This window comes from Amycolatopsis sp. M39 (assembly GCF_001651785.1).
Lineage (GTDB): Bacteria > Actinomycetota > Actinomycetes > Mycobacteriales > Pseudonocardiaceae > Amycolatopsis > Amycolatopsis rubida.
Genome location: NZ_LWSF01000016.1, coordinates 105,390 through 129,491, shown reverse-complemented (window position 1 = coordinate 129,491; position 24,102 = coordinate 105,390). Strand labels below are relative to the sequence as shown.

The following is a 24,102-nucleotide window of genomic DNA, read 5'->3' as shown; positions in this document are numbered from 1 at the left end:
ATGTCCAGCACCCGCTCCGAGCACGACATGCTCGGCGAAATCAGCGTGCCCGGCGACGTCTACTACGGCGCGCACACCGCCCGTGCGCTGGTCAACTTCCCCCTCACCGGCGAAACCCTCGCCGACCGGCCGCACCTCGTCGCCGCGCTGGCCACCGTCAAGGAGGCGGCCGCGCGCGCCAACGCGGAGGTCGGCGCCCTCTCCCCGGAGCGAGCCACGGCGATCGGGCAGGCGTGCGCGGAGCTTCGCAACGGCCGGTTGCGCGACCAGTTCGTCGTCGACCTCATCCAGGGCGGGGCCGGGACCTCGACGAACATGAACGCCAACGAGGTCATCGCCAACCGCGCCCTGGAGGTGCTCGGCCACGCCCGCGGCGCGTACGCCGAACTGCATCCGCTCGACCACGTCAACCTCGGCCAGAGCACCAACGACGTCTACCCCACCGCGGTCAAACTCGCCCTCGACCGGCATCTCGCCGAACTGCTGGCCGCGCTCGCCGGACTGCGGGAAGCGTTCGCGGACAAGGCGATCGAGTTCGCCGACATCCTCAAGATGGGCCGCACCCAGCTGCAGGACGCCGTCCCGATGACGCTCGGCCAGGAATTCGGCGCGTTCGCCGCCACGCTCGGCGAGGACGAACAGCGGCTCGCCGAAGCCCGGTTGCTGCTGCACGAGCTGAACCTCGGCGGCACGGCGATCGGCACCGGCCTCAACGCGCGTCCCGGCTACCGCGAGCGGGCAGTCGCGCACTTGCGCGAACTCACCGGCATCACCACGCTCGTCTCCGCGCCCGACCTGATCGAGGCGACCCAGGACGTCGGCGTGTTCGTCCAGCTGTCCGGCGTGCTGAAACGCGTGGCGGTCAAATTGTCGAAGATCTGCAACGATCTCCGGCTGCTCTCGTCCGGGCCGCAGGCCGGGTTCGGGGAGATCGAGCTGCCCGCCCGGCAGGCCGGGTCCTCGATCATGCCGGGCAAGCTCAACCCGGTCGTCCCGGAGGCGGTCAACCAGATCGCCTTCGAGATCATCGGCCACGACGTCACGATCACCCTCGCCGCCGAGGGCGGGCAGCTGCAGCTCAACGCCTTCGAACCGATCATCGCGCGAGCGTTGACCGCCGGTCTCGACCATCTCACCGCCGGCGCCCGGGTGCTCGCCGAACAGTGCGTACGCGGCATCACCGCGCGCCGAGAGCACCTCGCTGGCATCGTCGCCGCCTCGACCGGCCTGGTCACGGCGCTGAGTCCGGCGCTCGGCTACGAGACCGCGAGCGCGCTCGCCCTGGAAGCGCACCAAACCGGCCGCCCCGCACTGGAACTGGTGCGGGAACGGCAGCTGCTGACCGACGACCAGATCGGCGTGCTGCTCACCCCGCAGGCCCTCACCGGCGGGCCGGCCCGCACGTGAACGCTGTGTTTCGCGGCCGTCAGACCGTCGTATCGGCACAGCTCAGCGCCTCTGCATAAGCCGAACAGATGCATTGCTTTGCTTATTACTTCTTGTTAGATGCCGTGGGCCGCTCTTAGCGTCCTCCCGGAGAACCGGTCCAAGGAGGCCACTCATGACCGCACCCGACGCCTCTCCGGCGCCCGACCTCGCCGAACAAAGCGCCGATCCCGCGACGCTGCGCCGCAGCGTCGCCGCCGGTGCCGTCGGCGTCTTCGTGCACTGGTTCGACTGGGCCGCCTACGCCTACCTCGCCGGCACCATCGCGTCGGTGTTCTTCCCGGCGGGGAACTCGACCGCGGGTCTGCTCGCGGTGTTCGGCGTCTTCGCGGTGTCGTTCGGGATCCGGCCGGTCGGCGCGCTGATCTTCGGCCCGCTGGGCGACAAGATCGGCCGCAAGCGCACGCTGTCGGTGGTCATCTTCGTGATGTCCGGGGCCACGCTCGTGATCGGCCTGCTGCCGGGCTACTCCACGATCGGCATCGCGGCCCCGATCCTGCTGGTGCTGCTGCGTTTGCTCCAGGGGCTCGCGGCGGGCGGCGAATTCGGCAGCGCGGCGAGCTTCCTCGCCGAGTACGCGCCGCGGCGGCGCCGCGGGTTCGGCGTCAGCTGGCTGGAAGTCGGTTCGCTGCTGGGCTTCCTCGCCGGTTCGTTCGTGTTCCTGCTCTTGTCGATCGGCCTGACGAACGCGCAGCTGGCCTCGTGGGGCTGGCGCGTCCCGTTCCTGATCGCCGCGCCGCTGGGCATCATCGGGTTCGTCATCCGCAGCAAGATCGAGGACACGCCCGAGTACCGCGCCCTCGAAGCGACCGACAACGTTCCCCGCAGCCCGGTCCGGGAACTGTTCCGCCACAACAAGAAGCAGCTGCTGCAAGCGGCCGGGCTGATGACCATGATGCACGTGCCGTTCTACGCCGTGCTCACGTACCTGGTCACCTACGAAACCGACTACCTCGGCCATTCGGCCGGCAGCGCGGCGGCACTGTCCACCGTGATCTCGCTCGTCGGGCTGGTCCTCGTGCCCTTCTTCGGCCGTCTTTCCGACCGCGTCGGCAGGCGGCCGGTCCTGATCGCCGCGGGCGTCTCGCTGTTCGTTCTCGCCGTCCCGGCGTACCTGGTGATGCGCACCGGGCTGGTCGGCACCTGGATCGGCGGCCTCGCGCTCGGCGCCATCCTGGCGGCGATCCTCGGCACTTACGCGGTGTGGTCCGCGGAGATCTTCCCGACCCGCACCCGGCAAAGCGGACTGTCCATCGCGTACAACATCACCGCCGCGCTGTTCGCCGGCACCGTGCCGTACCTGATGACTGTCCTGATTTCCGCGACCGGCAGCACGCTCGTGCCCGGCCCGTATCTGATGGTCGCGGCGGCCGTCGGTCTGATCGCCGCGTTCTCGCTGCGCGAGACCGCCGGAACTCCGTTGCTGCACAAGGAAGACCTGGAGAACACCGAAGCCTGACCCCCCTCGATTCACCAAAGGCGGTGAAGCGTGTCCGAACCCACCTTCGTCAACAGCGAATCAGGAAACCTGCGCCGGAACCTGCGCCGGATCGACTCGATCTTCCTCGCGATCGCGGCCATCATCTCGGTGGACACCATCGGCCAGATCGCGACCTCGGGGGCGGAGGCGGTCGCCTGGACCGCCGTGCTCCTCGTGCTGTTCCTGTTCCCGTACGGGCTGGTCATGGCCGAACTGGGCAGCGCGTTCCCGGCGGAGGGCGGGCCCTTCGTCTGGCTGCGGCTCGCGTTCGGGAAACTGCCCGCCGCGCTCGGCACACTGCTGTACTGGATCACCAACCCGGTGTGGCTGGGCGGATCGATCACTTTCCTCGCGGCCGCGACCTGGCAGCAGTACCTCGTTCCGGCCTCGCCGGGCGGGTTCGCGGACTACGCGTTCAAGCTCGTTTTCATCTGGCTGGCGATCCTCGGCGCGGTGGTGAGCCTGCGGTACGGCAAGTGGTTCATCGCCGCCGGGGCGCTGCTGAAGGTCGGGCTGGTGGTGCTTTTCGCCGTGACCGCGGCGATCTACGCCGCGCGCAACGGCGTGCACGGCTCGCTGGCCTTCTCGCCGACCATCGGCGGATTCCTCGCGGTCGTCCCGGTTCTGATGTTCGCCCTCGTCGGCTTCGAGGCGCCCAACGGCGCCGCGGAGGAGATGCACAACCCGCGGCGTGATGTCCCGGTCACGGTCGGCGTTTCCGGTTTGGTGTCGGCGTTGTGCTATCTGGTGCCGGTTTTCGGCATCGTGCTGGTGATGCCGCCGGACAAGATCAACGGGCTCGGCGGGTTCCTCGACGCCGTGCGCCAGGTGTTCTCCGTCTACGGCGGCGCTTCGGACGCGATGCTGACGCTCGCCGCCGTCGTGTTCGTTTTCGTTCTGCTGAACCAGGGCTGCTCGTGGATGATCGCCTCGGACCGCATCCAGGCGATGGCTGCTGTCGGCGGCGCCTTCCCGCGCTGGTTCGGGGCTTTTCATCCGAAGCTGAACACTCCGTTGCGGGTCAATCTGCTCTCCGGCGTGGTCGCGACCGCGTTCACGGTGGTGGCGACGATCGTGCAGAGCAGTTCGGCTTCGGCGGTGTTCGCGGTGGTGCTGAACATCGCGGTGAGCACGTTGCTGCTGTCGTATCTGCTGATCTTCCCGACGATCCTGGTGCTGCGGCGGAAATACCCGTCGGCCGAGCGCCCGTTCCGGGTGCCGGGCGGACGAGCCGGGCTGTGGGTCAGCTCGGTGCTGATCTACGCGTGGATCCTGCTGGGCGCCTGGCAGACGGTGGTGCCCGGAGTGCTGGACCGGGCGCTCGGCGTGCCGTACGACTTCGAGGCGACCTGGGGAGTGTCGCGGCTGACCTTCGAGCTGTTCACCGCCGGGACGTTGGCGGTGCTGATCGGGTTCGGGATCGCCGGGTACCTCGTCGCCCGCCGGCAACCCGCGCCGGTCACGGAAGTCCCGCAACCGGCCGCGACCTAGCCCTCAGACCTTCCGCCCCACCACGCCCGCCACGCATCGAGCCGCGTCGCTCAGCGGCTTCAGCCTCGGACCGTCCTGCCACCACTCGTCCGCGACCGACAAGCCGGGACCGTCCGTCCGGCTCGGCGGCAGCAGTTCCAGGCCGGGCAGCATCGCCTCGATCTCCGCGCGCGTCCGGAACCGCCCGGCGCCCAACGGCCCGGCCACCAGGATCTCCCCGATCCGCTTCGCGACCGCGGTCAGCTCCGGCACCTCGGGGTCGTAGAAATGCGCCATGGCGACATAGGAACCGGGCGCGAGGGCGTCGATGTACTCGCGCATCACCTCGACCGCGCCCTCGCCCTCGTAGTGGTGCATCGTGCCGATGTGCAGGAGCGCGACCGGCTCCGAGAAGTCGATGCACTCGCGCACCGTTTCGTGTCGCAGCACGGCCCGCGGTTCGAAGATGTCGGCCTCGACCATGTGCGTGAAGTCGTTGTCCTCCAGCAGCGCGCGGCCGTGCGCGAGCACCACCGGGTCGTTGTCGACGTAGACCACGTGCGCGTCGCGGTGGTAGCGCTGCACGATCTGGTGGGTGTTCTCGGCAGTCGGCAGGCCGGAACCGCAGTCGAGGAACTGGCGGATGTCGGTCTGGCCCGCCAGCATGCGCAGCGCGCGGTTGTGGAAACCGCGGTTGCCGCGGGCGATGTGCACTGCCTCGGGGACGGCCGTGCTGATCTTCTCCATCACCGCGCGGTCCACCTCGTAGTGGTGGCTCCCGCCGAGGAACCCGTCGTAGATCCGCGCGATGCTCGGGCGGGCCGGGTCCACCCCCACTGGCACCTGGCTGGGCGACAGCGGGGACGACGAGCCGGTCATGGACACCTCGCGGAGCAGTCGGGCGGCTGTGGCCCGCTCAGGGTAGTACCGCGGCCGCTCAGCCGTGCCAGCGGCGCGGCCGGTCGCCGTTGTCATTGTCGTCGCCGCCCCATTGCTCCAGGTACGAGCTGACCGCCGAGCGGAACGCGTCCTCCATCGGGTCGTGGGGCTGGTTCCGGCCGTCCTGCTGCGGGTTCTGCGTCGGCTGGACGCGCGGCGGCGGCGCGGTCGTCGCGGGACGGCTGCTGGCCCGGATGACTGTGTCCCGGACCTGGTCGCTCGCCGGGGCCGGGGACGCGCTGAGCGTGCTCACCGCGGGCGGCGCGGACGAGGTGGTGCGGACAGGAGCGGGCGGCGGTTGCACCGGCTGCGGACCTGTCCCGCCGGACGCCGACGGCCACAACGCCCACGAGCCCAGCCCCGCGCACACCACGACCGCGGCACCGGCGAAGAGGCCGTAGCGCGGCTTTCGCCGGCTGGGCGGCGCGGTCTCGGCGGCCGGCGCGGGCGGATCGGCGACCGGCACCGGGCCGCGTTTGGCGAGCTGTTCGGCCGGGGAGCCGGTCGAAACGTCGAGGACCCCGCCGAACGCCGAGGTCGGTTCGTCGGCCCGGCGGCGCACCAGCGGCGGGGGTTCGCTGCCGTCGATCCGGGGCATCGGCGCCGTCTCGGACAGCCGCACGAGATTCGCGACCGACTCGAGGTCGCTGCCGGACTCCGGGTTCCCCATCCAGACCTCCACCCCGCCGGGGCCGCGCGTCCGCGGCGCTTCCGGCGCGCCAGATCCTAGGGACCCCCGGTCCGCGCTGTAAACCCGTCCCGGGCGTGATCCAGTACGCTCGACGGGTTTCCGGCCCGGGGAGGAGGCCCGCGATGCGGCCGTTTTCGGTCGAACCCGACGCGACCGGCCTGCTCGACGCCGGCGACGGACAGCAGATCTACTGGGACGCCAGCGGCTCCGGCAAGCCGGTGCTGTGCGTGCACGGCGGCCCCGGCGGAGGCGGCGGCAGCTTCGGCCGGAGCGGATTCGACCCGGAGAAGTTCCGCGTCGTGGTGTTCGACCAGCGCGGCTGCGGACGGAGCAGGCCGGGCGTCGCGGACCCGGCGGTGAGCCTGGAGCACCAGACCACCGGGCAGCTGATCGCCGACATGGAGAAGCTGCGCGTCCATCTCGGCGTCGAAAACTGGCTGCTCTACGGCGGTTCCTGGGGCGCGACGCTCGCGCTGGCCTACGCGCAGCGGCATCCGGAACGGGTCAGCGGCATCGTGCTGGTCGCCGCCTTCACCTCGTCGCCGGACGAGGTCGACTGGCTCTACCGCGGCCTCCGGCGGCTGCTGCCCGCGCAATGGGAAGCGTTCCGGGCGGGCGCGCCCGACCCGGACGGAGACCTCCTCGCCGGGTACTCGCGGCTGCTCGCCAGCCCGGACCGCGCGGTGCGGCTCCGCGCCGCCCGCGATTGGTGCGCCTGGGAAGACGCGGTGATCTCGCACGAATGGACCGGCGGGCGAACCGGCCAGTTCAGCGCGGGCACCGACGACGAGCTGATCACGCTCGCCCGCCTCTGCGCGCACTACTACAGCCACCACGCCTGGCTTGAGGACGATCAGCTGCTGCGCGACATCCGCCTGCTGCACGGCATTCCGGCGGTGCTGATCCACGGACGCGCCGACCTGAGCGCGCCGCTGCGGAAGGCGTGGCAGCTCGCCCGGGCCTGGCCGGACGCCGAACTGGTCGTGATCGACGACGCGGGGCACACCGGGAGCCCGTCGATGGGGACGGCGGTGCTGGAGGCGATCGCCCGGTTCGAGGATCGCTAGCGCAGCACGCGGTAGCGCAGGCTCGTTCCCCGCTGCTCCAGCAACTCCAGCCGCACCGGCGGGCCGGGCCGCTCGAACAGCCGCACCCCGCCGCCGAGCAGCACCGGCATCACGATCACCTCGACCTCGTCCAGCAGGCCGGCCTCCACGCAAGCCCGGCCGACCGAAGCGCCCAGCACGTTCACCGTCTTCTCCCCCGCCGCCGCCCGGGCCGCTTCGACGCCTTCCTCCAGCGAGGAGCGAAACGTCACCCCGGGCACCGCTGGCGGAGCGGGCTGGCGGGTCAGCACTACCTGCGGCCCGTCCCAACCGCCGCCGAAAGCCTTGCCTTCGCCCTCGGTGCCGCGGTACGGGTCATCGCCGGAGAACGTCCGGCGGCCGACCAGCAGCGCGCCGACCTCGGCGGCCAGGTCGTCCGCCGAGGTGTCTCCGGTGTAGGGCGCGAGCCATCCCATGTCCCCGCCGGGTCCGGCGATGAACCCGTCCAGCGACATCGCGGCGGAGTACAGCAGCTTTCCCATGTCAGTCCCTCCGGATCGCCTGACACACCCGCACGAACGGCTGGCCGCCAGCGAAGACAATCGGTCCCATGACCGTATACGCGATCGGTGGCAGCTCCAGCGTCGGCAAGACCACCGTCGTCGAGTACCTCGCAGCCAGACACGACATCGCCGACGTGATCCACGTCGACGACCTGCGCACCCACGACGTCACAACACATCCGGCGCACAGCTGGCTTCATTCCGACGCCGAACTCCTGGGCACGTTGCTGGCCTCGACCGCTCGAGTGCAATTTGCCCTGGCCGCCCAGCTCGACCGGCTCCGCAAGCACCCCGATCATGTCATTGTCGGAGGGGNGCCCAGCTCGACCGGCTCGGCAAGCACCGCGATCATGTCATCGTCGAAGGGGAAGGCGTACAGCCGGACCTCATGCATCGATACCCGCACCTCGACTGCCGCGTCGTCTACCTGATCGAATCAGAAGAACGCGTGCTGCTGACGACCTTGGCGACCAGGCCGGGCAACCGGCGCTTCCTCGCGCTGAGCCCGCGCGAACAACGCGGAGTGGTGCGGATGAACTATCTGTACGGACAGTGGTTGCGCGCCGAGGCAGAGCGCTACCGGCAGCCTTGGCTAGCCAGCCAGCCCTGGACCACGCTGGGGCACCGGGTCGAAGAATGCCTGCTCGGATCCTGAATACCCCGCGCGGACGACGCCTCAGCATGTCGGCTCGGCCGCGCGAGCCTGCCAAGTACCGACCCCCGGAAGGGCGGAAACTCATCGCTCAGCCGGACAGCGCGCGCCAAGCCTCCCGGCGTTCCCGCTGCCGTTCCGGGTCCGCCACCGGAGCCGCGGCGACCAGCCGCCGCGTGTAGTCCNTGTAGTCCTCCCGCGGCGACCCCAGCACCGACGCCACCGGGCCCTCCTCGACCACCCGGCCGTGATGCAGCACCGCGACCCGGTCCGCGACCCGTTCCACCACCGCCAGGTCGTGGCTGATGAACAGGCAGGCGAAGGCCAGTTCCCGCTGCAAGTCCGCCAGCAGGTCCAGCACCGAGGCCTGCACCGAGACGTCCAGCGCGCTCGTCGGCTCGTCCGCGATCAGCAGCCGCGGCCGCAGCGCCAGCGCCCGCGCGATCCCGACCCGCTGCCGCTGCCCGCCGGACAGTTCGTGCGGGTACCGGCCGCTCCAGCGGGGATCCAAGCGGACGGCGGCGAGCAGTTCCGCGACCCGCTCCCGGTGCTCGCCGCGTTCGCCGTGCACCACCAAGGGCTCGGCGATGCTCGCGCCGATCGTCGCGCGCGGGTTGAGGGCCGAGGCCGGGTTCTGGAACACGATCCCGATCTGCCGCCGGATTTCCCGCCGCTGCCGGGCCGATGCCCGCGCGACGTCCACGCCGTCGATCCGCACGGTGCCCGCCGAGGGAGCGACCAAGCCGGTCAGNCAGCACGGACGAGATCGTGCTCTTGCCCGAACCGGATTCGCCGACGAGACCGAGCACCTCGTCCGTCCCGACGGTCAGGGACACGCAGTCGACCGCGCGCACTGGCGGAGCCCCGCCGCCGACCCGGTAGGTCACCTCCAGATCCGTCACCGAAACCAGCGGAGCCGACGTCGGCCGGACCGCACCGGCCGGAGCGGAACCCAGTGACAGCACCGAATCCAGCAGCTCCCGCGTGTAGCCGGCCCGCGGCGAAGCGAACAACCCGGCCGCCGTGTTCTGCTCGACCACCTGGCCCTCCCGCAGCACCACCACGCGATCCGCGACGTCCGCGACCACGCCCATGTCGTGGGTCACCAGCAGGATCGCCGTGCCGAGCCGGTCCCGCAGCGACCGCAGCAGCTGCAGGATCCCGGCTTGCACGGTGACGTCCAGCGCGGTGGTCGGCTCGTCCGCGACCAGCAGCTTCGGGTCGTGGATCAGCGCGATCGCGATGACCACCCGCTGCAGCTGCCCGCCGGACAGCTCGTGCGGGTAGGCGCGCAGCACGCGCCGCGCGTCCAGTTCCACGAGCTCCAGCAGTTCCCGGGCTCGTTCCCGCGCCGCGGCCCGGGACACCGTGCGATGCGCCCGGACCGCGTCCACGAGCTGCGTGCCGATCCGGAACACCGGGTTCAGCGCGCTCATCGGCTCCTGGAACACCATGCCGATCTCGCCGCCGCGCACCGCGCGCAGCGCCGGACCGTCCACTGTGTACAGATCGCGGCCGTCGAGCACCGCGGAGCCGGTCACCGTCGCGGTGTCCGGCAGCAGGCCGAGCAGCGACAGCGCGGTGACCGACTTGCCGGACCCGGATTCCCCGACGAGGGCGACGACCTCGCCGGGGCGCACGTCGAACGTCACCTCCCGGACCGCTTCGGCGGAACCGAACCGGATCGAGACGTCGTGCAGGGAAAGCAGCTGCTCGGACACGGGATTACTTCGCCAGGCCCATCTGGAGGTAGTTCGGGTACGCGGGGAACGCGCCGATCGCGAAATTGCCGACCTTCGCGCCGTGCAGGAACGAGTTGCGCGTGTAGATCAGCGGGACCACCGGCGAGTCCCGCATGATCCGCTGGTCCGCCTTGGCCCACAGCTTCCCGGCCGCGGCCGGGTCGACCGTGCCCTGCGCCTCGGTGATCAGCGCGTCCACCTCGGGCACCGAGTAGCGCGCCTCGTTGTACCCGCCGTTGCCGATCTCCGACGTGCCGAACAGCGGCTCGATGTTGGCGTTGGCGCTCGGGAAGTCCGGCTGCCACGAACCGAGCGTGAGGTCGTAGTCGCCGTCGTTGCCGGTGACCAGCGTCGTCCACGCCTCGTCGTCGAGCGGGCGCAGCTTCGTGCGGATCCCCGCCCGCTGCAGCGCGGCCTGGATCGCCTGCGCCTTGTCCGCCTCGTTGTTCGCCGTCGACACCGGGAAGTCCAGGTTGTCGATGCCGTTCGGGAAACCCGCTTCGGCGAGCAGCTGCTTCGCCTTCGCGACGTCGCCGTTCGGCGGGGCCGGGTAGAGGTCGTACACCTCGCGCCCGGCGATGCCCTCGGTGATCAGCGTTGTCGCGATCGGGCCCGCCAGATCCGCGCTGCCCGCGGCGGCGACCTGGTAGGCGGTCTTGTCCACCGCGTACTGGAACGCCTGGCGCACCTGGGGATTCGCCAGCGGCCCGCGCTTGGTGTTCAGTGCGAGATAGGCCAGCGCGCCGGACTTCGACGTGACGAGCTGGTTCTTCGCCGCCGGGTTCGTGCGGATCTGCGCCAGCTGCGCCGGGTTCACGAACGACGAGCCGAACGCGAACGCGTCGTTGCCCTGGCTGGCCAGCAGCCGCTTCGCGACGACGCCGGTGTCCTGGCCCATCTGGATCACGACCGCGTCCGGCAGGCCGGTGCGCGCGAGGTCGGTCTTGGCGTCCCAGTTCGGGTTGCGGACGAACTTGACCTGCACGCCCTTCTGGTACGACTCGACCTGGTACGGGCCGGACGCGACCGGCTTCGTGTCGTAGGTCCCGTCGGCGCCCTTGCCCTTCGGCACCGGGGCGAACGCCGGCATGCTCGCGATCCACGGCCAGTCGCCGTACGGACGGGCCAGCCGGAACACGATCGTCTTCGGGTCCGGTGTCTCGATCGACGCCAGTTCGCCGCCCTTGAACGGGCCCTGGTAGCCGGGTCCGCCGGCGAGCAGGTTCTTGTGGTAACCCAGTCCGCCGGAGAACGCCGGGTCGAACGACCGCTCGATGCCGTATTTGATCTCGGCGCTGGTGATCGGCGTGCCGTCGGCCATCTTCAGGCCGTCCTTGAGCGTGTAGGTCCAGGTCTTGCCGTCCGCGCTGGCCCGGCCGGTGTCGGTGGCGAGGTCCGGGACCACGGTCGCCGGGCCGTCCGCGGCGGTCTTCCACGCGGTGAGCCGGCGGTGGATCAGGCTGATCGTGGTGATCGCCAGGTTCTGGCTCTTCGCCGGGTCGAGGTGCTGGGTCGTGGTGTCGCTGAGGATGTACAGCGTCCCGCCCGGCGAAACCGCGACCGCTCCCCCGCCGCCGGACTGCTCGTTCGCGTTGCACGCGGCGAGGAACGCCCCTGCCCCGGTGACCGTGGCGGTGATGCCGAGCGCCTTCAGGAAGTCCCTGCGATCCATGGTTTTTCCGTTCCCTTTCTCAAGAACCGAGCCGAGCGCGGGGGTCGAGGACCCCGTAGAGCACGTCCACCGCGAAGTTCGCGAGGACGACGAAGAAGGCGGCGAACAGGCTGACGCCCATCAGCACCGGCAGGTCCACCTGGTGCACGGCGTCGACGAGCAGCCCGCCGAGACCGGGCAGCGCGAACACCCGCTCGGTGATCACCGCGCCGCCGAGCAGCGCGCCGAGATCGACCGCGAACACCGTCACCACCGGCAGCAACACGTTGCGCAGCGCGTATTTCCCGATGACTGTCCGCTCCGGCAGGCCGACCGCCCGCGCGGTGCGGATGAAGTCCTCGCCCAGGATTTCGAGCATCTGCCCGCGCGAGAGCCGGGCGTAGACCGCGGCGTTGATGAACGCCAGCACCAGCCACGGGAGCACGAGGTGCCACGCCCAGTCGAGCGGGCTTTGCGCGAACGCCACGTAACCGCTCACCGGAACGACGTCGAGGGTGAAGCCGAACAGCAGGATTCCCAGCAGTCCCACCAGATACGCGGGCGCGGACACTCCGGCGAGCGTCACCGTCATCGCGGCGCGGTCGGCGAACTTGCCGCGGCGCAGCGCGGAGAACACCCCGGTCGCGACCCCGGCGATCAGCCAGATCACCGACGCGCCGACGGCCAGCGAGACGGTGATCGGCAGCCGGTCCCCGATCAGCGTCAGCACCGGTTCGCTCTGCTGGAACGAGTAGCCGAAGCAGGGCGCGGAGCAGACGATCGCCGTCACGCCGGTACCGAACGTGCGGCCGGTGAAGATGCCGCCGAGGAAGTCGAAGTACTGCTGGATCCACGGCTTGTCGAAGCCCATGAACTCCCGTGCCAGCGCCAGGTTCTCCGGCGTGCACGGCTTGCCGCAGGACATGTACGCCGGGTCGGTGGGCAGCAGGTAGAACACCGCGAAGGTGCCGAAGCTGACCACGAGCAGCACACCGAGCATGCCCAGCAGGCGGATGCCCACGAAACGCAGGGTGCGGTTCACCGGCGCACCGCCGTCTTCGGGTCGAGCGCGTCGCGCAGCCCGTCGCCGAGCATGTTGAACGCGAGCGTCGCGAGGAACAGCGCGGCGCCGGGGAAAATGAGGAACATCGGATCGGTCTGCACCCAGTTGATCGCGTCGCTGATGGAACGGCCCCAGCTCGGCGTGGGCGGCGGGATGCCGACGCCGAGGAACGACAGCGCGGCTTCCAGCCCGATGTTGGCCGGGATGCTCACCGTCGCCAGCACGATGATCGGCGCCCACAGGTTCGGCAGCAGCTCGCGCCGGAACACGTGCACGCCGCCCGCGCCGAGCGCCCGGGCCGCCTTGACGAAGTCGCGATTGCGCAGGCTCAGCGTCTGCGCGCGGACCACCCTGGCCACGCGCGGCCAGCCGAACAGTCCGATCACCGCGATCAGCAGCAGCGGGCGCGGGATCGACTGCGGGGCGACCGCGCCGAGCGCGATCATGAAGATCAGCTGCGGGAACCCGAGCAGCACGTCGGTCACCCGGCTCACCACGGTGTCCCACCAGCCGCCGAGGTACCCGGCGCTCGCCCCGAGCAGCACGCCCAGCAGCATCGACACCGCGGTCGCGGCGAGCCCGATCAGGAACGACGTGCGCGCGCCGTACGCGACGACCGCGAAGAGGTCCCGGCCGGTGAGCGGTTCGACGCCGAACCAGTGGCTGCCGCTGATGCCGCCGAGGAATCCCGCGCCGGTGCCGTCGGCCGGATTGAGCAGTTCGGTGTGGTAGGCGTAGGGATCCTGGCCTTCGATCAGGGCGAGCAGAGGAGCCGCGAGAGCGGTGATGATCACCAGCACGATGACGACCGCGCTGGCTTGCGCCCAGCGGTCGTGCCGCAGCGCGCGCCAGAGGTTCCGGGAGGCCGGAGCGGCCGCCGGGACACCGGCGCCGCCCGGCGACAGGATGTCGGACAACGGTTCCCTATGCAGATCAGCGTTACTTGATGACGTGACAGTAAAGAACCCGAAGGAAATTCACCACGACGGCGGCGCCCGTCCCGGATCGTGAGACGCCGCCGAGGTCGCGACTCCTCGGGCATTCGGCTTGTTCACCCAGGTCACCCGCGATCCGGCGGCCCAGCTCAGTCTGCCGTGCGGACAGCTGCCCGGCCGGCGTTGTCGTCACCCGTTCGGACGCAGTCCCGGGACGGTCGGCTGACCCGGACTGTGCCGCGGCCCGGCCGGCTCTGGACTGGCCGCACGGAACCAGTCTCATGTGGACGGAAGGACCTGCCGATGTCTCGCAGCTCGCGCAAGCTGGCCGGAGTGCTGATTTCCGCGGCCGCGGCCGCCCTGCCGGTCAGCCCTCCCGCCTCGGCGGCCGGCGCGGCGGTGAACGGCGGCGACGCGATGTACACCGTCTCGCCGGGACCCGGACGCGAGCCGTACTACTGCTCTGCGGGATTCGCGGTTCTCGTCAAGCAGGTCCGGTACCTCCGCACCGCGGGGCACTGCACCGAACACGGGCTCGACTGGAAAGCCGTCGGCCGCAACGTCGACAGCCGCTTCCCGGTGACCGATTACGGCCGCGTCGAGGATCCGGGCACAGCCGGGTCGATCTGTACGACGGCAGCACTCAGCGGATCCTGCGCGCGGGCGCCCCGCGAGTGGGACAGCTGGTGTGCAAGAGCGGCATGACCACGAAGAAGACGTGCGGAAAGGTCTTGGGCCTCAACCAGACCGTGAACTTCGGCGACGGCAAGCAGGTCGTCGGGACCATCGCTACGGATATCCCGGTCGGGGCCGGCGACAGCGGCGGCCCGTTGTTCTGCGCCGGGGTCGGGTAGGGAGTGCTCTCCGGCGGGAACGACCAGGTCAGCTTCTTCCAGCCGTTGCCGCCGGCGCTCGCCGCCTGCGGAGCGACACTCGCCTGAGCGCGCTGCCCGAGGGGGAGAGACCGCTCGGCACGCTGTGCCTCACCCGCTCGGAGTCTCCCCCGGGATCCCCGCCCGGACCTGCCGGTACAGCCGCGGCACCGTCGGGTTGGGCAGCGCCGGCAGCCGCCGCGGACCGGCCGATCCGGTCGCGGCCAGATCGCACAAGACGTGGTAAAGGTGGCTCAGCGCCCGCAGAGCCGGGTCTTTCGCCCGTTCTCCGGCGGCAGCGGGGGTATACGCGAACAAGGCCACGTCGGCGCGCGCCAGCGGGCCCTCCGCGGCTGGCCGGCCCGTGCCGGGCGGAGCCGCGGTCAATTCCTCGACCGCCTCGGCGAGGGCGGTGCACGCCGCCACCGGGCCTTCGGGATGCCGGGTGCACGAACCAGGCATCCGCATCGCGACCGCGAGCGCCCTGCCGTGCGTGGTCAGCGCGGCGTAAAGCGACAACCGGTGCCGCAACCGGGGCGAGGTCGTGCCGCCGAGGACCGGGCGGGTGAGCGGTCGCGCGACCAGCGCGAGCTGGTACAGCCGGTGGTCGAGGTCGCGGGCGAGCGCGTCGAAGTCCGCGGGCGGGCCGGGGTGCCGCTCAAGCCGGGCCGCGGCGGCGGTCAGCACCTCGTGCAGCGCGCCGAGGAGGTTGTTCCGCACCGTGCGCACAGTGTCCCGAGTGGACAGCGGGGTGACGAGCAGCGCGACCAGCAGGCCGACCGCCGCGCCGATCGCGGTTTCCTCCAGCCGCAGCAGAAGCAGACCGGGCGAGAACTCGTGCAGCACGCTGTAGAGCTGGCCGACCATGATCGTCACGAAGAAGATCATGTACGCGTACGACAACCGGATCAGGTAGAAGCCGAGGAACATGCTCGCGCAGATGGTCGCCAGCACGGCCGCGGTGCTGCCCGCGGTCAGCGCCGCCAGGCCGATCGACGCGGCGAGGCCGACGAACGTGCCGACCACCCGGTTGAAGCCCTTGAGGAAGGTTTCGGTGCGGGTGGCGGTGCCGGTGAACATGACGAACGCGGCCAGCACCGCCCAGTAGTAGCGGGCGTCGGACAACTGCTTGCCGGCCAGGATCGCCAGCGCGCCGGCGAGCGCGCCCTGCACCGCCTGCCTGCTCACGAAGTCGAGGCGGGACAACGGGTTCCACCGGGCGTGCCGGGCCGGGACCTCGCCCGCGGCGGCCGCCGAACCCGGCAGCGCGCCGAAGACCAGGCCCACCGCCGGTTCGAAATCGTCGACGGGTTCGGCCCCGGCCGCGCCGGGCCGCCGGGCCCGTTCGAGCACCGGGGCCAGTTCGAGCGCGGCCGCCGCGAAGTGCCGCGCGGGCCACCACCCGCCTGCCGTGCCGCCCGCACCCTCGGCCAGCGCGGCCAGCCGGTAGGCGACCTGCGACGCACCCCGGTCGTCGTGCCGGGCCAGCCGGTCGGACACCTCCGCGGCCAGCACGGCCAGCCCGGAACCGCTGTCGACGAGCGCGCACGCGGAGGTCGCCAGCTGGTCGAGCAGATGGTGCGCGTCGACCATCGCGCGCCGGAGCGCGGCCGCCGAGAAGCCTTCCGGCACCGCGCCGGGCTGTGCCGACCACGCCTCGATCATCAGCGCCGCTTCGGCGATCCGCGCCTGCCGCCGCTGAACTCGCCGCCGGAGCCGCACGTCCTGATGCGGATCCGGGCTGCTCAGCAGATCCGCGCAGGACCGGGCGAGCGCTCGGCCTCGTGCGTCGAACGCGCGCACCACTTGGCCGAGCGTGCGTTCCGGGCTGGTGCGCAACACCGTCAGCGACAGCAGCAGCACCCACACCGATGCCACCACGACGGCGAGCAGCAGCGCGGGCAGCGTCTCGACGGTCGCGTGCAGGAAGGACGCGAAGAAGTAGCCCATCCAGGCCATGAAGCCGTAGAAAAAGAAAACCGGCCCGAAACGGCGGACGAAAACCGCGAGGAACATCACCACGACGAAGACGACGAGCATCAGGTCCGGATGCGCGCCGACCGCCGCTCCCGGCACCATGCCGGCTCCGAAGGCGACCGGGAAGAACACCGCGGTCTTCACCTTCGTCCAGGCCGGCGAGTCGCCGAGGGCCATCGACCCCATCATCGCGACCACCGCGCCGAGCAGCATCCCGACCAGCGCGCCCTTCGGGTCCGCGCCGGTGAAATGCGCCAGCAGGTACTCCACGCCCAGCGCGGTGCCCATCGACACGGTCGCCCCGAGCGCCGAGCGCAACCGGCTCAGCCCCGGATCCGAGGCGGCCACCCGGTCCCGGATCTCCGTTCCCCTGGGCAGCATCCACCCCGCCTTCCCGTCCTCCTGCGCGATCACCGGTATGATACCGATATTTCCGCGACGCCTCTTCGGCTCATCGGAGGACCCGGGCATGGAACAGCCCAGCGAACCGCTCGACGTGCTGGAACGCGCCACCGCGGTGCTGGTGCGGAATTTCGAGATGCTGCGCCGCCGCACCGACGTCTACGCCGAACTGGACCAGGCCGAGTACCTGATCCTGCGCACGCTCGACGACCTCGGCCCGGCCGACATCGGCACCCTGGCCGGCGCGCTGGGCCTCGACCCGTCCACCGCCGGACGGCAGGTCTCGGCCCTGCTCCGGAAGGAACTGGCCGAGCGCAGCCCGGCCGGCGACGACCGCAGACGCTGCGTCATCACCCCGACCGGGCACGGCCGCGAACTCATGCACCGCACCCGTACCCGGCGGCGATCCTCCGTCGCGGAACTGCTGAACGACTGGTCGCCTGACGAGGTACAAGCCTTCGCCGGCCTGCTGACCCGGTACAACAGCGCAGTCACGCGCCGTTACCTCGGCGACTGACGCCGTCGGCGGCGAGGTCGAACCGAAATCGGTTCTCGCCGCGCCCGCGGCCGTCCGGCGCGCCGCCGTTGGAGAGGATCACCCGCCGCGAGGGTTCGTTGTCCGCGGCCCAGGTCAGCAGGACGCGGTCGAGGCTCCGGCATTCCGCGAGCCCGGCCGCCAGCGTCCGCGTGCCGCCACGGAGGCACCCGCTTCGGCGAGTTCGGCGGTGAGTTCGGGCCGGACGACCAGCGCGCCCGGGGAGTACTCGCCGGAGACGTACCAGAAGACCGTGGACGGCACTCCCCACCGCGCGCCGCGCGGCGACGAAGCCGGCGAAGTCGTCGCTCGCCGAGTCCAGCCACTCGGCCGGGCGGCCTTCGAGCAAGCAGCCAGCCTGTTCGCCGACGAGATAGCACGTGCCGACTTCGGTGGTGGGCCAGACCAGCCGAGGCGGCTGGAGAAGACGGATCGCACAGCTCATTTTCGCTTCCTCGGAGCACGTCACTCCCGCGCCAGGTCGGCGTGCCCCTCCCGCAGCGCGCGCTTCACGATTTTCCCGCTCGGGTTCTTCGGCAGCGCGTCCACGAACACCACGTACTTCGGGCACTTGTATCCGGCCAGGTGCTGCCGGGCGTGCGCGAGCACCTCGTCCTCGGTGAGCGTGACGCCCTCGCGCGGCACGACCGCCGCGGTGACCGCTTCGATCCAGTGCGGGTGCGCGACTCCGAACACCGCCACCTCGGCGATTCCGTCGAGCAGGTACAGGGCTTCCTCGACCTCGCGGCTCGCGACGTTCTCGCCGCCGGTCTTGATCATGTCCTTCTTCCGGTCCACCACGGACAGATAACCCTCTTCGTCCAGCACGCCGAGGTCGCCGGAGTGGAACCAGCCGCCCGCGAAGGCGGCGGCGGTTTTCTCCTCGTCCTCGTAGTAGCCGAGCGTCGCGTGCGGACTGCGGTGCACGATCTCGCCGACCTCGCCGGGCGGCAGTGCTCGGCCGTCCTCGTCGACGATCCGGGTTTCGACGTTGACCGACGCCCGGCCCGCCGACCCCGCTTTCGCGAGTTGTTCGTGCGGACGCAGGATCGTGGCCAGCGGGGCCATTTCGGTCTGGCCGTAAAAGTTCCACAGCTGCACGTCCGGCAAGCGGCGCGCGAGTTCGCGCAGCACTTCGGCGGGCATCGGCGACGCGCCGTAGTAGCCCTTCCGCAGGCTCGACAGGTCCGTCGTGTCGAACGCCGGGTGGCGCAGCAGCGAGATCCACACCGTCGGCGGCGCGAACAGCTTCGTCGCGCGTTCCCGTTCCACCGCGGCCAGCAGCGCCGCCGGGTCCGGACCGGGCAGGATCACGCTCGTCGCGCCCAGGTAGACGTCGACCGACAGGAAACAGTCCAGCTGCGCGCAGTGGTAGAGCGGCAGCGAATGCACCTCGATGTCGTCGCCGGTCATGCTGCCGTCGATCGCGCACGACACATACTGCGAGATCAGCGAACGGCTCGACAACAGCACGCCCTTCGGCCGCGATTCGGTGCCGGAGGTGTACATCAGCCGCAACGGGTCGTCGTCCGCCACCAGCACCGCAGGCGCGGTTTCGTCGCCGGGCCGGTCGATCCAGTCCGCGACGCTCTCCCATTCGCCGCCGCTGCCGCCGATCCGGGCGCGCAGGGCGTCGGTGCGGCCGGAGCGCTTCACCGCCTCCGCCGCGGTGCCGAGCAACGCGTCCTCGGCGATCAGCCCCGACACTCCGGCGTGGCCGAGAATGAACGCGACCTCCTCCGCGCCGAGCATGAAGTTCACCGGCACCAGCACCACGCCCAGCTTCGCCGTGGCGAACACGAGCACCGCGTACTCCCAGCAGTTGCGGCTGAGCAGCGCGAGCCGGTCGCCCTTCGCGAGGCCGCGCTCGGCGAGCCGGCGCGCGCAGCGGTTGACCGCCGCGTCGAACTCGCGGTAGGTCGCGCGTCGCTCGCCGGAGACGATCGCGAGCTTGTCCGGCAGGCGCAACGCGGTGCGCCGCAGGAGATCCCCGACGGAATGCTGGCGGGCGTGCTGGATCGCTTCCGCCGTTTCGGCGCTGAACGGGCTCGGCATAGCGGGAGTCTCATCCACCGGCGCGGCGCGCGCAAGCAGGGCCGGCGGCGACCCTCGGTAGGCTTTCCGGCACCATCCNCACCATCCGGGGAGGGGCGCGTGGACGAGACCGAAGCACCGACGCTCGACCGGCCGGACATCACCGGCAGGCTGCCCCGGTACCGGCTCGTCCGCCAGCTCGCGCGCACCAGGATGAGCGAGGTCTTCGAGGCGCTCGACACCGCGGACGGGCGAGCGGTGGCGCTCAAGGTCGTCGGCCCGGAGTTCATGGCGGTGCCCGGGTTCCGCACCCGGTTCGAGCGCGAAACCCGGATCGCGCGCGACCTCGGGCATCCGAACATCGTCCCGGCGCTGGACGCCGGGTTCACCGAAGACGGCCGCCTGGGCTACCTCGCGATGGAGTACGTGCGCGGCACGAACCTCGCGCGGATGCTCGCCGATCGGGGTCCGCTGCCGGTCAAGGAGACTCTCGGGATCGGACGCGAGATCGCCGCCGCCCTCGACGCGGCGCACGAACGGCGGCTCGTGCACCGCGACGTCAAACCCGGCAACATCCTGCTCGACGCCGACGGCCGCGCGTACCTGTGCGACTTCGGCATCGCCCGCCAGCTCGACCTCACGCAGCTCACCGCGACCGGCGCGTTCCTCGGCACCGCCGGCTACGCCGCGCCCGAACAACGCCAGGGCAAGCCGGCCGGACCCGCGGCCGACGTGTATTCGCTCGCCTGCGTGCTCGGCGAATGCCTGGCCGGTGCGCCGCCGGGCCACCACGCCGAACTCGGCCGCGCCGTCCGGCGCGCCCTCCGCCGGTCGCTCAGCATCGACCCGGCCGCGCGGCATCCGGCCTGCACCGCGCTGGTCGAGGATTTGGCGGCCGCCGAACGCCGGGATCGGCGGCGACGGCGGATGCTGCGCGCGGGAGTCCCGGCGGTCGCTGCGGCCGGTCTGCTCGTCGCCTCGCTGACCACCGGCGGCCTGTCCGGAGTCGACGACGCCGCTCTCGCCCGGATGCCGGCCGCCTTGCGGGCCGACTGTGCGACCGCGGACACGCCCGTCTCCGGCGCGACCGCGACCATCACCTGTCACGACCCGGCCGGCCGCGCCGCGACGACGGCGCTGTACGCCGACCCGAAGCAGGCCGCCGACGCCTACTCCGCCTTGCTGTCGCGCGGCGGCGAGTCAACCGGCCAAGGAGACTGCGCCGTCGCCTCGGGGGCCGAACACCGTTACCCGGCAACCGGTCCCGCTCTCGGCCGCGTGTTCTGCCATGCCGGAGGCGGACGGTCCACAGTGGTCTGGAAGGACGATGCCGCTCGCGCGGTCACCACAGCCACTGCCTCGGCGGACGAGGATGCTGCTTTGCGCGCCGCGTGGGTCGGCTGGACCGGGACGCCGGCCTTCCCGACCCCGGACGAGACCGCCCTCACCGAGATCGCCGCCGGAAACCAGTGCCACCGCGCGGCACCCGCGGATCTCGGCACCTATCCCGGAGCCATCGCCGGAATCGCCTGCACACCACGCGGGACCGGCGCACGCGACGTGTCCTACTACCGTTTCGCCGACACCCGGACGCTGCGTTCCAGCTTCGACGGTCTCGTCACCGCCGCGAAGGCGCCGAGCGGGAAACCTTGTCCGGGCGCGTCGCCGAGCACCACCCGCTTCGACTGGCTGAGCGTCGATCTCGGCCAGGTGCTCTGCCGTCCCGGCCGGGAAGGCACCGTCGCGATCGACTGGAGCCTCGATTCGTTCCACGTCCTCGGCCACGTCACCGGCGCCAGCCAGGAAGGCGCGGGCGGCTGGTGGACGCAATGGCATCTCGCGCCGCTCAGCCGGATCGTCTCGCAGGTCAACCGCGAGTCCTCCCCCGCGTTCCCGGCCCCGGCGGAAAACACGCTGCTGCGACGGATCCCGCCCGCTTCGCGGATCAACTGCGTGCGCCCGTCCGCAGACCAGCGCTGGCGAGACCTCGGCGCGGTGCGGGCCGATGCCGCTGTCGCGTGCGGACCGGCCAGCGGAGCCGGACTGGTCGTCTACTACCAGCTGCCCGACGCCGCCACGATGAACCAGGTCTTCAACAGCACCCAGACCACCGAAAAGGCGTGCACCGACCAGCCGCCCGATTTCGCCGCCGACCGCCCCTACTCGCGCGACGGCCACACCGGACGCCTCGCCTGCGCGACCCTCGCGCCCAGCGGCGAGCGCTACCTCAAGTGGACAGACGACCAGTCGGGGATCCTCGCGGTCGCGCATCGCGGCACCGAGCCGTTCGCGATGGCCGACTGGTGGAACCACGACTCCGGCCCGTCCTGAGCGCTCAGCCCTCCAGGGAGCCGCCGATCGAGGCCGACCCGGTGACGTTCCCGTGCCCGCCGCTCGCGGTGTGCACGGACTCCTTGCCGTCCACGACGGAATACATGTCCACTTCGCCGCTCGCGCCGGAATAGGTGATCTCCAGCGTCCACTGGTGCGGTTTCCCGTCCGCCGGCACGGTGAGCGACTGCCGCCACGGCATCTTCACCGGCCCGGTTTCCTGGGTGGCGCCGTCCAAGGTGTAGGTGATCTGTTTCAGGGAACCGGAACCGGTCGCGTTCAGCACGAGCGTGTGCGGCTGGCGATCAGGCACCCGTTCCTCGACCGGCGCGGCGGAGGAAGACGACGCCGCGGGAGCCGGAGCGGGGCTGCCCGAGCACGCGGTCAGTGCGGCGAGCAACGCGACCGGCGCGAGCACCGTCCGGGCAACGGCGGGAAATTCCATGCCCGCACCGTACTCAACGACGGCCGGGACCGGTCCCAGCTCGGGAAAACCGCTCAGCCGTCCTTCGCCCACACCCGCACGGCCGCCGCGACCGCGATCCCGGCTACGCCGAGCACGATCCCCGCGACNGCGACCAGCAGACCGGACGCGATCAGCCCGAGCGCCGCGACCGCGAACAGCGCGGCCTCCAGGAAGAACCGGGTCGGCTCCGGACTGCGCCGCTTCGCCTTCGGCGCGATCACGAGCCACCAGATCGCCGCCGCCAGCGCCGGCCACAGCACCGCGGACAGGATGTCGAGGAGCACGTTCCCGCCCAGCCGCGCGCCGGCGACCGCGAGACCGGCGAGCAGCGCCAGTTCGGTCAGGAAGCGGATGACGAGCACCGCGCCGGGGAAACCGCGCAATTCGGGTCGAGTGGTGGTCACGCCGGGAAGCCTAACGGCCGGGCCCGCGCTCCGTGCGCGGAGTGCGGACCCGGCCGGAATCAGCGCCGGGCCGCCATCCGGGACAGCGTCATCAGGATCGCCCCGAACACCAGCAGCGCCGCACCGAACACGGCGAGCCGGGGGGTGCTCACGCCGGTCTTCGCCAGTGCCTGCCGCTGGGGCTGGCTGGTTTCCGGCGCGGCGGTCTGCGTCGGGTGGCTGGTCGTGGCCTTCTGCACGGCCGGTTCCTTCGGCGTCACCTTCGCGATCTCGTGGACGCGGGCGGTGAGCGAGTCGGCGTGCTTGGCGTCCGACAGCGATCCCGGCGGATTCGCCTGCTTGCCACCCGCCCAGACGAGACCGCTGATGTCCTTCTTCGCCGCAGTGGACGAAGCGGACGCGGGCGGCTTCGTCGCCGAGGACGTCGGGCTGCTGGACGTCGTCGGGCTCGTCTTCGTCGTGGTGCTCGGCGAAGCGGTCGCCGAACTGGTCGGGGTCTTGGTCGCCGAGGAGGTCGGCGGCGCGCTCGTGGTCGGCTTCGTCGACGTCGGCGGCTTCGTCGAGGTGGCCGGCTTCGGCGGAGCCGGGGCCTCGCTCTTCGGGGCTTCGCCGCCGGCGAGCTTGATCAACTGCTCCATCGAGCCGTTGAACGAGTCCTGGTCGCCGGGCTTGTTGCCGGAGTCGGAGTACTGCCAGACGGTGTAGTAGCGCCAGCCCGAGGGCAGCGGGCCCGCGCTCTGCGCGTAGCGGGCGATGAACAGCGGATGCGTGTCGCCGAACGCCGCCGAGTTCCCGGTGCAGGTCTTCCACCAGTCGGTCGTGGTGTAGAGCATCGGCCAGCGCGACGTTTTCGCGTGCAGCCGTTCGGAGAACGACTTCACCCACGACACCATCGCCGGTTTCGACAGGCCGAAGCAGGTCGAGCCGTACGGGTTGTATTCGATGTCCAGCATCGGCGGCATGGTGCGGCCGTCCGCGGACCAGCCGCCGCCGTGCGCCACGAAATAGTCCGCCTGCGTCGCGCCGTCGGACACGTCCGGACGCGCGAAGTGGTACGCGCCGCGGATCATCCCGACGTCGTAAGAGCCGTTGTACTGCTGCGCGAAGTACGGGTTGCGATACCCGGTGCCCTCGGTCGCCTTGACGTACGCGAAACGCGCGCCGGCGTTCCAGGCCGCCTTCCAGTCCACATCGCCCTGGTGTCCGGACACGTCCATGCCCGGCACCTCGGCAGGCGCTGCCGCCGCCTGGGGCGCGTGCAGCAGCCCCAGCGCTCCGGCGGCAGCCACCGCCGCCGCCGCGACGATCGCACCCGCCCGAGCCGCTATCCGCCCGGAGCCCGTCATCCTCTACTCCCTCTTCTTTTCCCGCCCGGGGAGCGCTCCGGCCGTCCGCCTCTCTTC

At 71.1% G+C, this 24,102-nt stretch carries 21 protein-coding genes and 1 pseudogene; 9 read left to right on the top strand and 13 right to left on the bottom strand.

Annotated elements, in window-relative coordinates; genetic code table 11:
* The 3 genes from A4R44_RS28535 to A4R44_RS28525 all read left to right on the top strand — a co-directional run bounded on the left by A4R44_RS28535 (nucleotide 1) and on the right by A4R44_RS28525 (nucleotide 4,417).
* Nucleotides 1-1,407, top strand: a complete 1,407-nt coding sequence (locus A4R44_RS28535) for an aspartate ammonia-lyase (protein ID WP_067587407.1) — start codon at nucleotides 1-3, stop codon at nucleotides 1,405-1,407.
* A 154-nt stretch (nucleotides 1,408-1,561) separates the two neighbouring features.
* Nucleotides 1,562-2,905, top strand: a complete 1,344-nt coding sequence (locus tag A4R44_RS28530; RefSeq protein ID WP_095213656.1) for an MFS transporter — start codon at nucleotides 1,562-1,564, stop codon at nucleotides 2,903-2,905.
* A gap of 30 nt (nucleotides 2,906-2,935) precedes the next feature.
* The gene (locus A4R44_RS28525) at nucleotides 2,936-4,417 is read left to right on the top strand and encodes an APC family permease (protein WP_067587404.1); all 1,482 of its coding nucleotides are present in this window, start codon (nucleotides 2,936-2,938) and stop codon (nucleotides 4,415-4,417) included.
* Between the two features lie 3 nt (nucleotides 4,418-4,420).
* Here A4R44_RS28525 and A4R44_RS28520 read toward each other — a convergent pair whose 3' ends face one another.
* Nucleotides 4,421-5,275, bottom strand: a complete 855-nt coding sequence (locus tag A4R44_RS28520; protein WP_067587785.1) for an SAM-dependent methyltransferase — start codon at nucleotides 5,273-5,275, stop codon at nucleotides 4,421-4,423.
* Nucleotides 5,276-5,333: 58 nt separating this feature from the next.
* Entirely contained in the window at nucleotides 5,334-6,005 is a 672-nt protein-coding gene (locus tag A4R44_RS28515) for a hypothetical protein (protein WP_067587782.1), read from the bottom strand.
* A gap of 143 nt (nucleotides 6,006-6,148) precedes the next feature.
* On the opposite strand from A4R44_RS28515, the gene pip reads away from it, so the two are divergent.
* Nucleotides 6,149-7,093, top strand: a complete 945-nt coding sequence (gene pip / locus A4R44_RS28510; protein WP_067587401.1) for a prolyl aminopeptidase — start codon at nucleotides 6,149-6,151, stop codon at nucleotides 7,091-7,093.
* Here pip and A4R44_RS28505 read toward each other — a convergent pair.
* A complete protein-coding gene (locus A4R44_RS28505; protein WP_067587398.1) occupies nucleotides 7,090-7,614 on the bottom strand; it encodes a dihydrofolate reductase family protein in 525 nt (174 codons plus the stop codon). The two genes, pip and A4R44_RS28505, sit on opposite strands and share 4 nt — an antisense overlap.
* Nucleotides 7,615-8,023: 409 nt before the next feature.
* Between A4R44_RS28505 and A4R44_RS28495 the strand changes: the two genes are divergently transcribed.
* Nucleotides 8,024-8,290, top strand: coding sequence for a hypothetical protein (locus tag A4R44_RS28495; protein WP_067587392.1), 267 nt, complete (start codon nucleotides 8,024-8,026; stop codon nucleotides 8,288-8,290).
* A gap of 88 nt (nucleotides 8,291-8,378) precedes the next feature.
* On the opposite strand, the pseudogene A4R44_RS28490 reads toward A4R44_RS28495, so the two are convergent.
* The 4 genes and pseudogenes from A4R44_RS28490 to A4R44_RS28475 form a co-directional block, all read right to left on the bottom strand.
* Nucleotides 8,379-10,008, bottom strand: a pseudogene (locus tag A4R44_RS28490) (dipeptide ABC transporter ATP-binding protein).
* A 4-nt stretch (nucleotides 10,009-10,012) separates the two neighbouring features.
* Nucleotides 10,013-11,701: an ABC transporter substrate-binding protein gene (locus A4R44_RS28485; protein ID WP_067587390.1), complete on the bottom strand. Its 1,689-nt coding sequence runs from the start codon at nucleotides 11,699-11,701 to the stop codon at nucleotides 10,013-10,015.
* A 19-nt stretch (nucleotides 11,702-11,720) separates the two neighbouring features.
* Complete coding sequence (locus tag A4R44_RS28480) at nucleotides 11,721-12,722, bottom strand: ABC transporter permease (RefSeq protein ID WP_232791815.1); 1,002 nt, start codon at nucleotides 12,720-12,722, stop codon at nucleotides 11,721-11,723.
* A complete protein-coding gene (locus tag A4R44_RS28475) occupies nucleotides 12,719-13,660 on the bottom strand; it encodes an ABC transporter permease (protein ID WP_067587387.1) in 942 nt (313 codons plus the stop codon). Before A4R44_RS28475 ends, A4R44_RS28480 begins: the two co-directional genes overlap by 4 nt.
* 321 nt (nucleotides 13,661-13,981) lie before the next feature.
* Between A4R44_RS28475 and A4R44_RS50890 the strand changes: the two genes are divergently transcribed.
* Both A4R44_RS50890 and A4R44_RS50885 read left to right on the top strand, forming a co-directional pair.
* Nucleotides 13,982-14,383, top strand: a complete 402-nt coding sequence (locus A4R44_RS50890; RefSeq protein WP_232791814.1) for a S1 family peptidase — start codon at nucleotides 13,982-13,984, stop codon at nucleotides 14,381-14,383.
* Complete coding sequence (locus A4R44_RS50885; RefSeq protein WP_232791813.1) at nucleotides 14,380-14,532, top strand: S1 family peptidase; 153 nt, start codon at nucleotides 14,380-14,382, stop codon at nucleotides 14,530-14,532. The genes A4R44_RS50890 and A4R44_RS50885 overlap by 4 nt, the downstream gene beginning before the upstream one ends.
* 129 nt (nucleotides 14,533-14,661) lie before the next feature.
* On the opposite strand, the gene A4R44_RS28465 is transcribed toward A4R44_RS50885, so the two are convergent.
* Nucleotides 14,662-16,941, bottom strand: a complete 2,280-nt coding sequence (locus A4R44_RS28465; protein ID WP_107309563.1) for an FUSC family protein — start codon at nucleotides 16,939-16,941, stop codon at nucleotides 14,662-14,664.
* Between the two features lie 55 nt (nucleotides 16,942-16,996).
* Between A4R44_RS28465 and A4R44_RS28460 the strand changes: the two genes are divergently transcribed.
* Entirely contained in the window at nucleotides 16,997-17,446 is a 450-nt protein-coding gene (locus A4R44_RS28460) for a MarR family winged helix-turn-helix transcriptional regulator (protein WP_095213654.1), read from the top strand.
* Here the strand turns inward: A4R44_RS28460 and A4R44_RS28455 are convergent.
* Both A4R44_RS28455 and A4R44_RS28450 read right to left on the bottom strand, forming a co-directional pair.
* The gene (locus A4R44_RS28455; protein ID WP_067587381.1) at nucleotides 17,421-17,909 is read right to left on the bottom strand and encodes a hypothetical protein; all 489 of its coding nucleotides are present in this window, start codon (nucleotides 17,907-17,909) and stop codon (nucleotides 17,421-17,423) included. The two genes, A4R44_RS28460 and A4R44_RS28455, sit on opposite strands and share 26 nt — an antisense overlap.
* Before the next feature lie 20 nt (nucleotides 17,910-17,929).
* Entirely contained in the window at nucleotides 17,930-19,519 is a 1,590-nt protein-coding gene (locus A4R44_RS28450) for an acyl-CoA synthetase (RefSeq protein ID WP_067587378.1), read from the bottom strand.
* A 99-nt stretch (nucleotides 19,520-19,618) separates the two neighbouring features.
* Here A4R44_RS28450 and A4R44_RS28445 point away from each other — a divergent pair, with 99 nt between their 5' ends.
* The gene (locus A4R44_RS28445; RefSeq protein WP_067587375.1) at nucleotides 19,619-21,829 is read left to right on the top strand and encodes a serine/threonine-protein kinase; all 2,211 of its coding nucleotides are present in this window, start codon (nucleotides 19,619-19,621) and stop codon (nucleotides 21,827-21,829) included.
* A 4-nt stretch (nucleotides 21,830-21,833) separates the two neighbouring features.
* Here A4R44_RS28445 and A4R44_RS28440 read toward each other — a convergent pair whose 3' ends face one another.
* From A4R44_RS28440 to A4R44_RS52630, 3 genes are all read right to left on the bottom strand, one after another.
* Nucleotides 21,834-22,274, bottom strand: coding sequence for a hypothetical protein (locus A4R44_RS28440; RefSeq protein ID WP_143132493.1), 441 nt, complete (start codon nucleotides 22,272-22,274; stop codon nucleotides 21,834-21,836).
* 53 nt (nucleotides 22,275-22,327) lie between these two features.
* Nucleotides 22,328-22,699: a YrdB family protein gene (locus tag A4R44_RS28435; RefSeq protein ID WP_067587370.1), complete on the bottom strand. Its 372-nt coding sequence runs from the start codon at nucleotides 22,697-22,699 to the stop codon at nucleotides 22,328-22,330.
* Between the two features lie 59 nt (nucleotides 22,700-22,758).
* Entirely contained in the window at nucleotides 22,759-24,045 is a 1,287-nt protein-coding gene (locus tag A4R44_RS52630) for a lysozyme (RefSeq protein ID WP_067587367.1), read from the bottom strand.
* Nucleotides 24,046-24,102 lie beyond the last annotated feature (57 nt).

Bases quoted from the DNA above. Each gene is read 5' to 3' on its own strand.
- A4R44_RS28535 (WP_067587407.1), top strand. From the start codon at position 1: ATGTCCAGCACCCGCTCCGAGCACGACATGCTCGGCGAAATCAGCGTG.
- A4R44_RS28530 (WP_095213656.1), top strand. From the start codon at position 1,562: ATGACCGCACCCGACGCCTCTCCGGCGCCCGACCTCGCCGAACAAAGC.
- A4R44_RS28520 (WP_067587785.1), bottom strand. From the start codon at position 5,275: ATGACCGGCTCGTCGTCCCCGCTGTCGCCCAGCCAGGTGCCAGTGGGG.
- A4R44_RS28515 (WP_067587782.1), bottom strand. From the start codon at position 6,005: ATGGGGAACCCGGAGTCCGGCAGCGACCTCGAGTCGGTCGCGAATCTC.
- pip (WP_067587401.1), top strand. From the start codon at position 6,149: ATGCGGCCGTTTTCGGTCGAACCCGACGCGACCGGCCTGCTCGACGCC.
- A4R44_RS28505 (WP_067587398.1), bottom strand. From the start codon at position 7,614: ATGGGAAAGCTGCTGTACTCCGCCGCGATGTCGCTGGACGGGTTCATC.
- A4R44_RS28495 (WP_067587392.1), top strand. From the start codon at position 8,024: ATGCATCGATACCCGCACCTCGACTGCCGCGTCGTCTACCTGATCGAA.
- A4R44_RS28485 (WP_067587390.1), bottom strand. From the start codon at position 11,701: ATGGATCGCAGGGACTTCCTGAAGGCGCTCGGCATCACCGCCACGGTC.
- A4R44_RS50890 (WP_232791814.1), top strand. From the start codon at position 13,982: ATGTCTCGCAGCTCGCGCAAGCTGGCCGGAGTGCTGATTTCCGCGGCC.
- A4R44_RS50885 (WP_232791813.1), top strand. From the start codon at position 14,380: ATGACCACGAAGAAGACGTGCGGAAAGGTCTTGGGCCTCAACCAGACC.
- A4R44_RS28460 (WP_095213654.1), top strand. From the start codon at position 16,997: ATGGAACAGCCCAGCGAACCGCTCGACGTGCTGGAACGCGCCACCGCG.
- A4R44_RS28455 (WP_067587381.1), bottom strand. From the start codon at position 17,909: ATGAGCTGTGCGATCCGTCTTCTCCAGCCGCCTCGGCTGGTCTGGCCC.
- A4R44_RS28450 (WP_067587378.1), bottom strand. From the start codon at position 19,519: ATGCCGAGCCCGTTCAGCGCCGAAACGGCGGAAGCGATCCAGCACGCC.
- A4R44_RS28440 (WP_143132493.1), bottom strand. From the start codon at position 22,274: ATGGAATTTCCCGCCGTTGCCCGGACGGTGCTCGCGCCGGTCGCGTTG.
- A4R44_RS52630 (WP_067587367.1), bottom strand. From the start codon at position 24,045: ATGACGGGCTCCGGGCGGATAGCGGCTCGGGCGGGTGCGATCGTCGCG.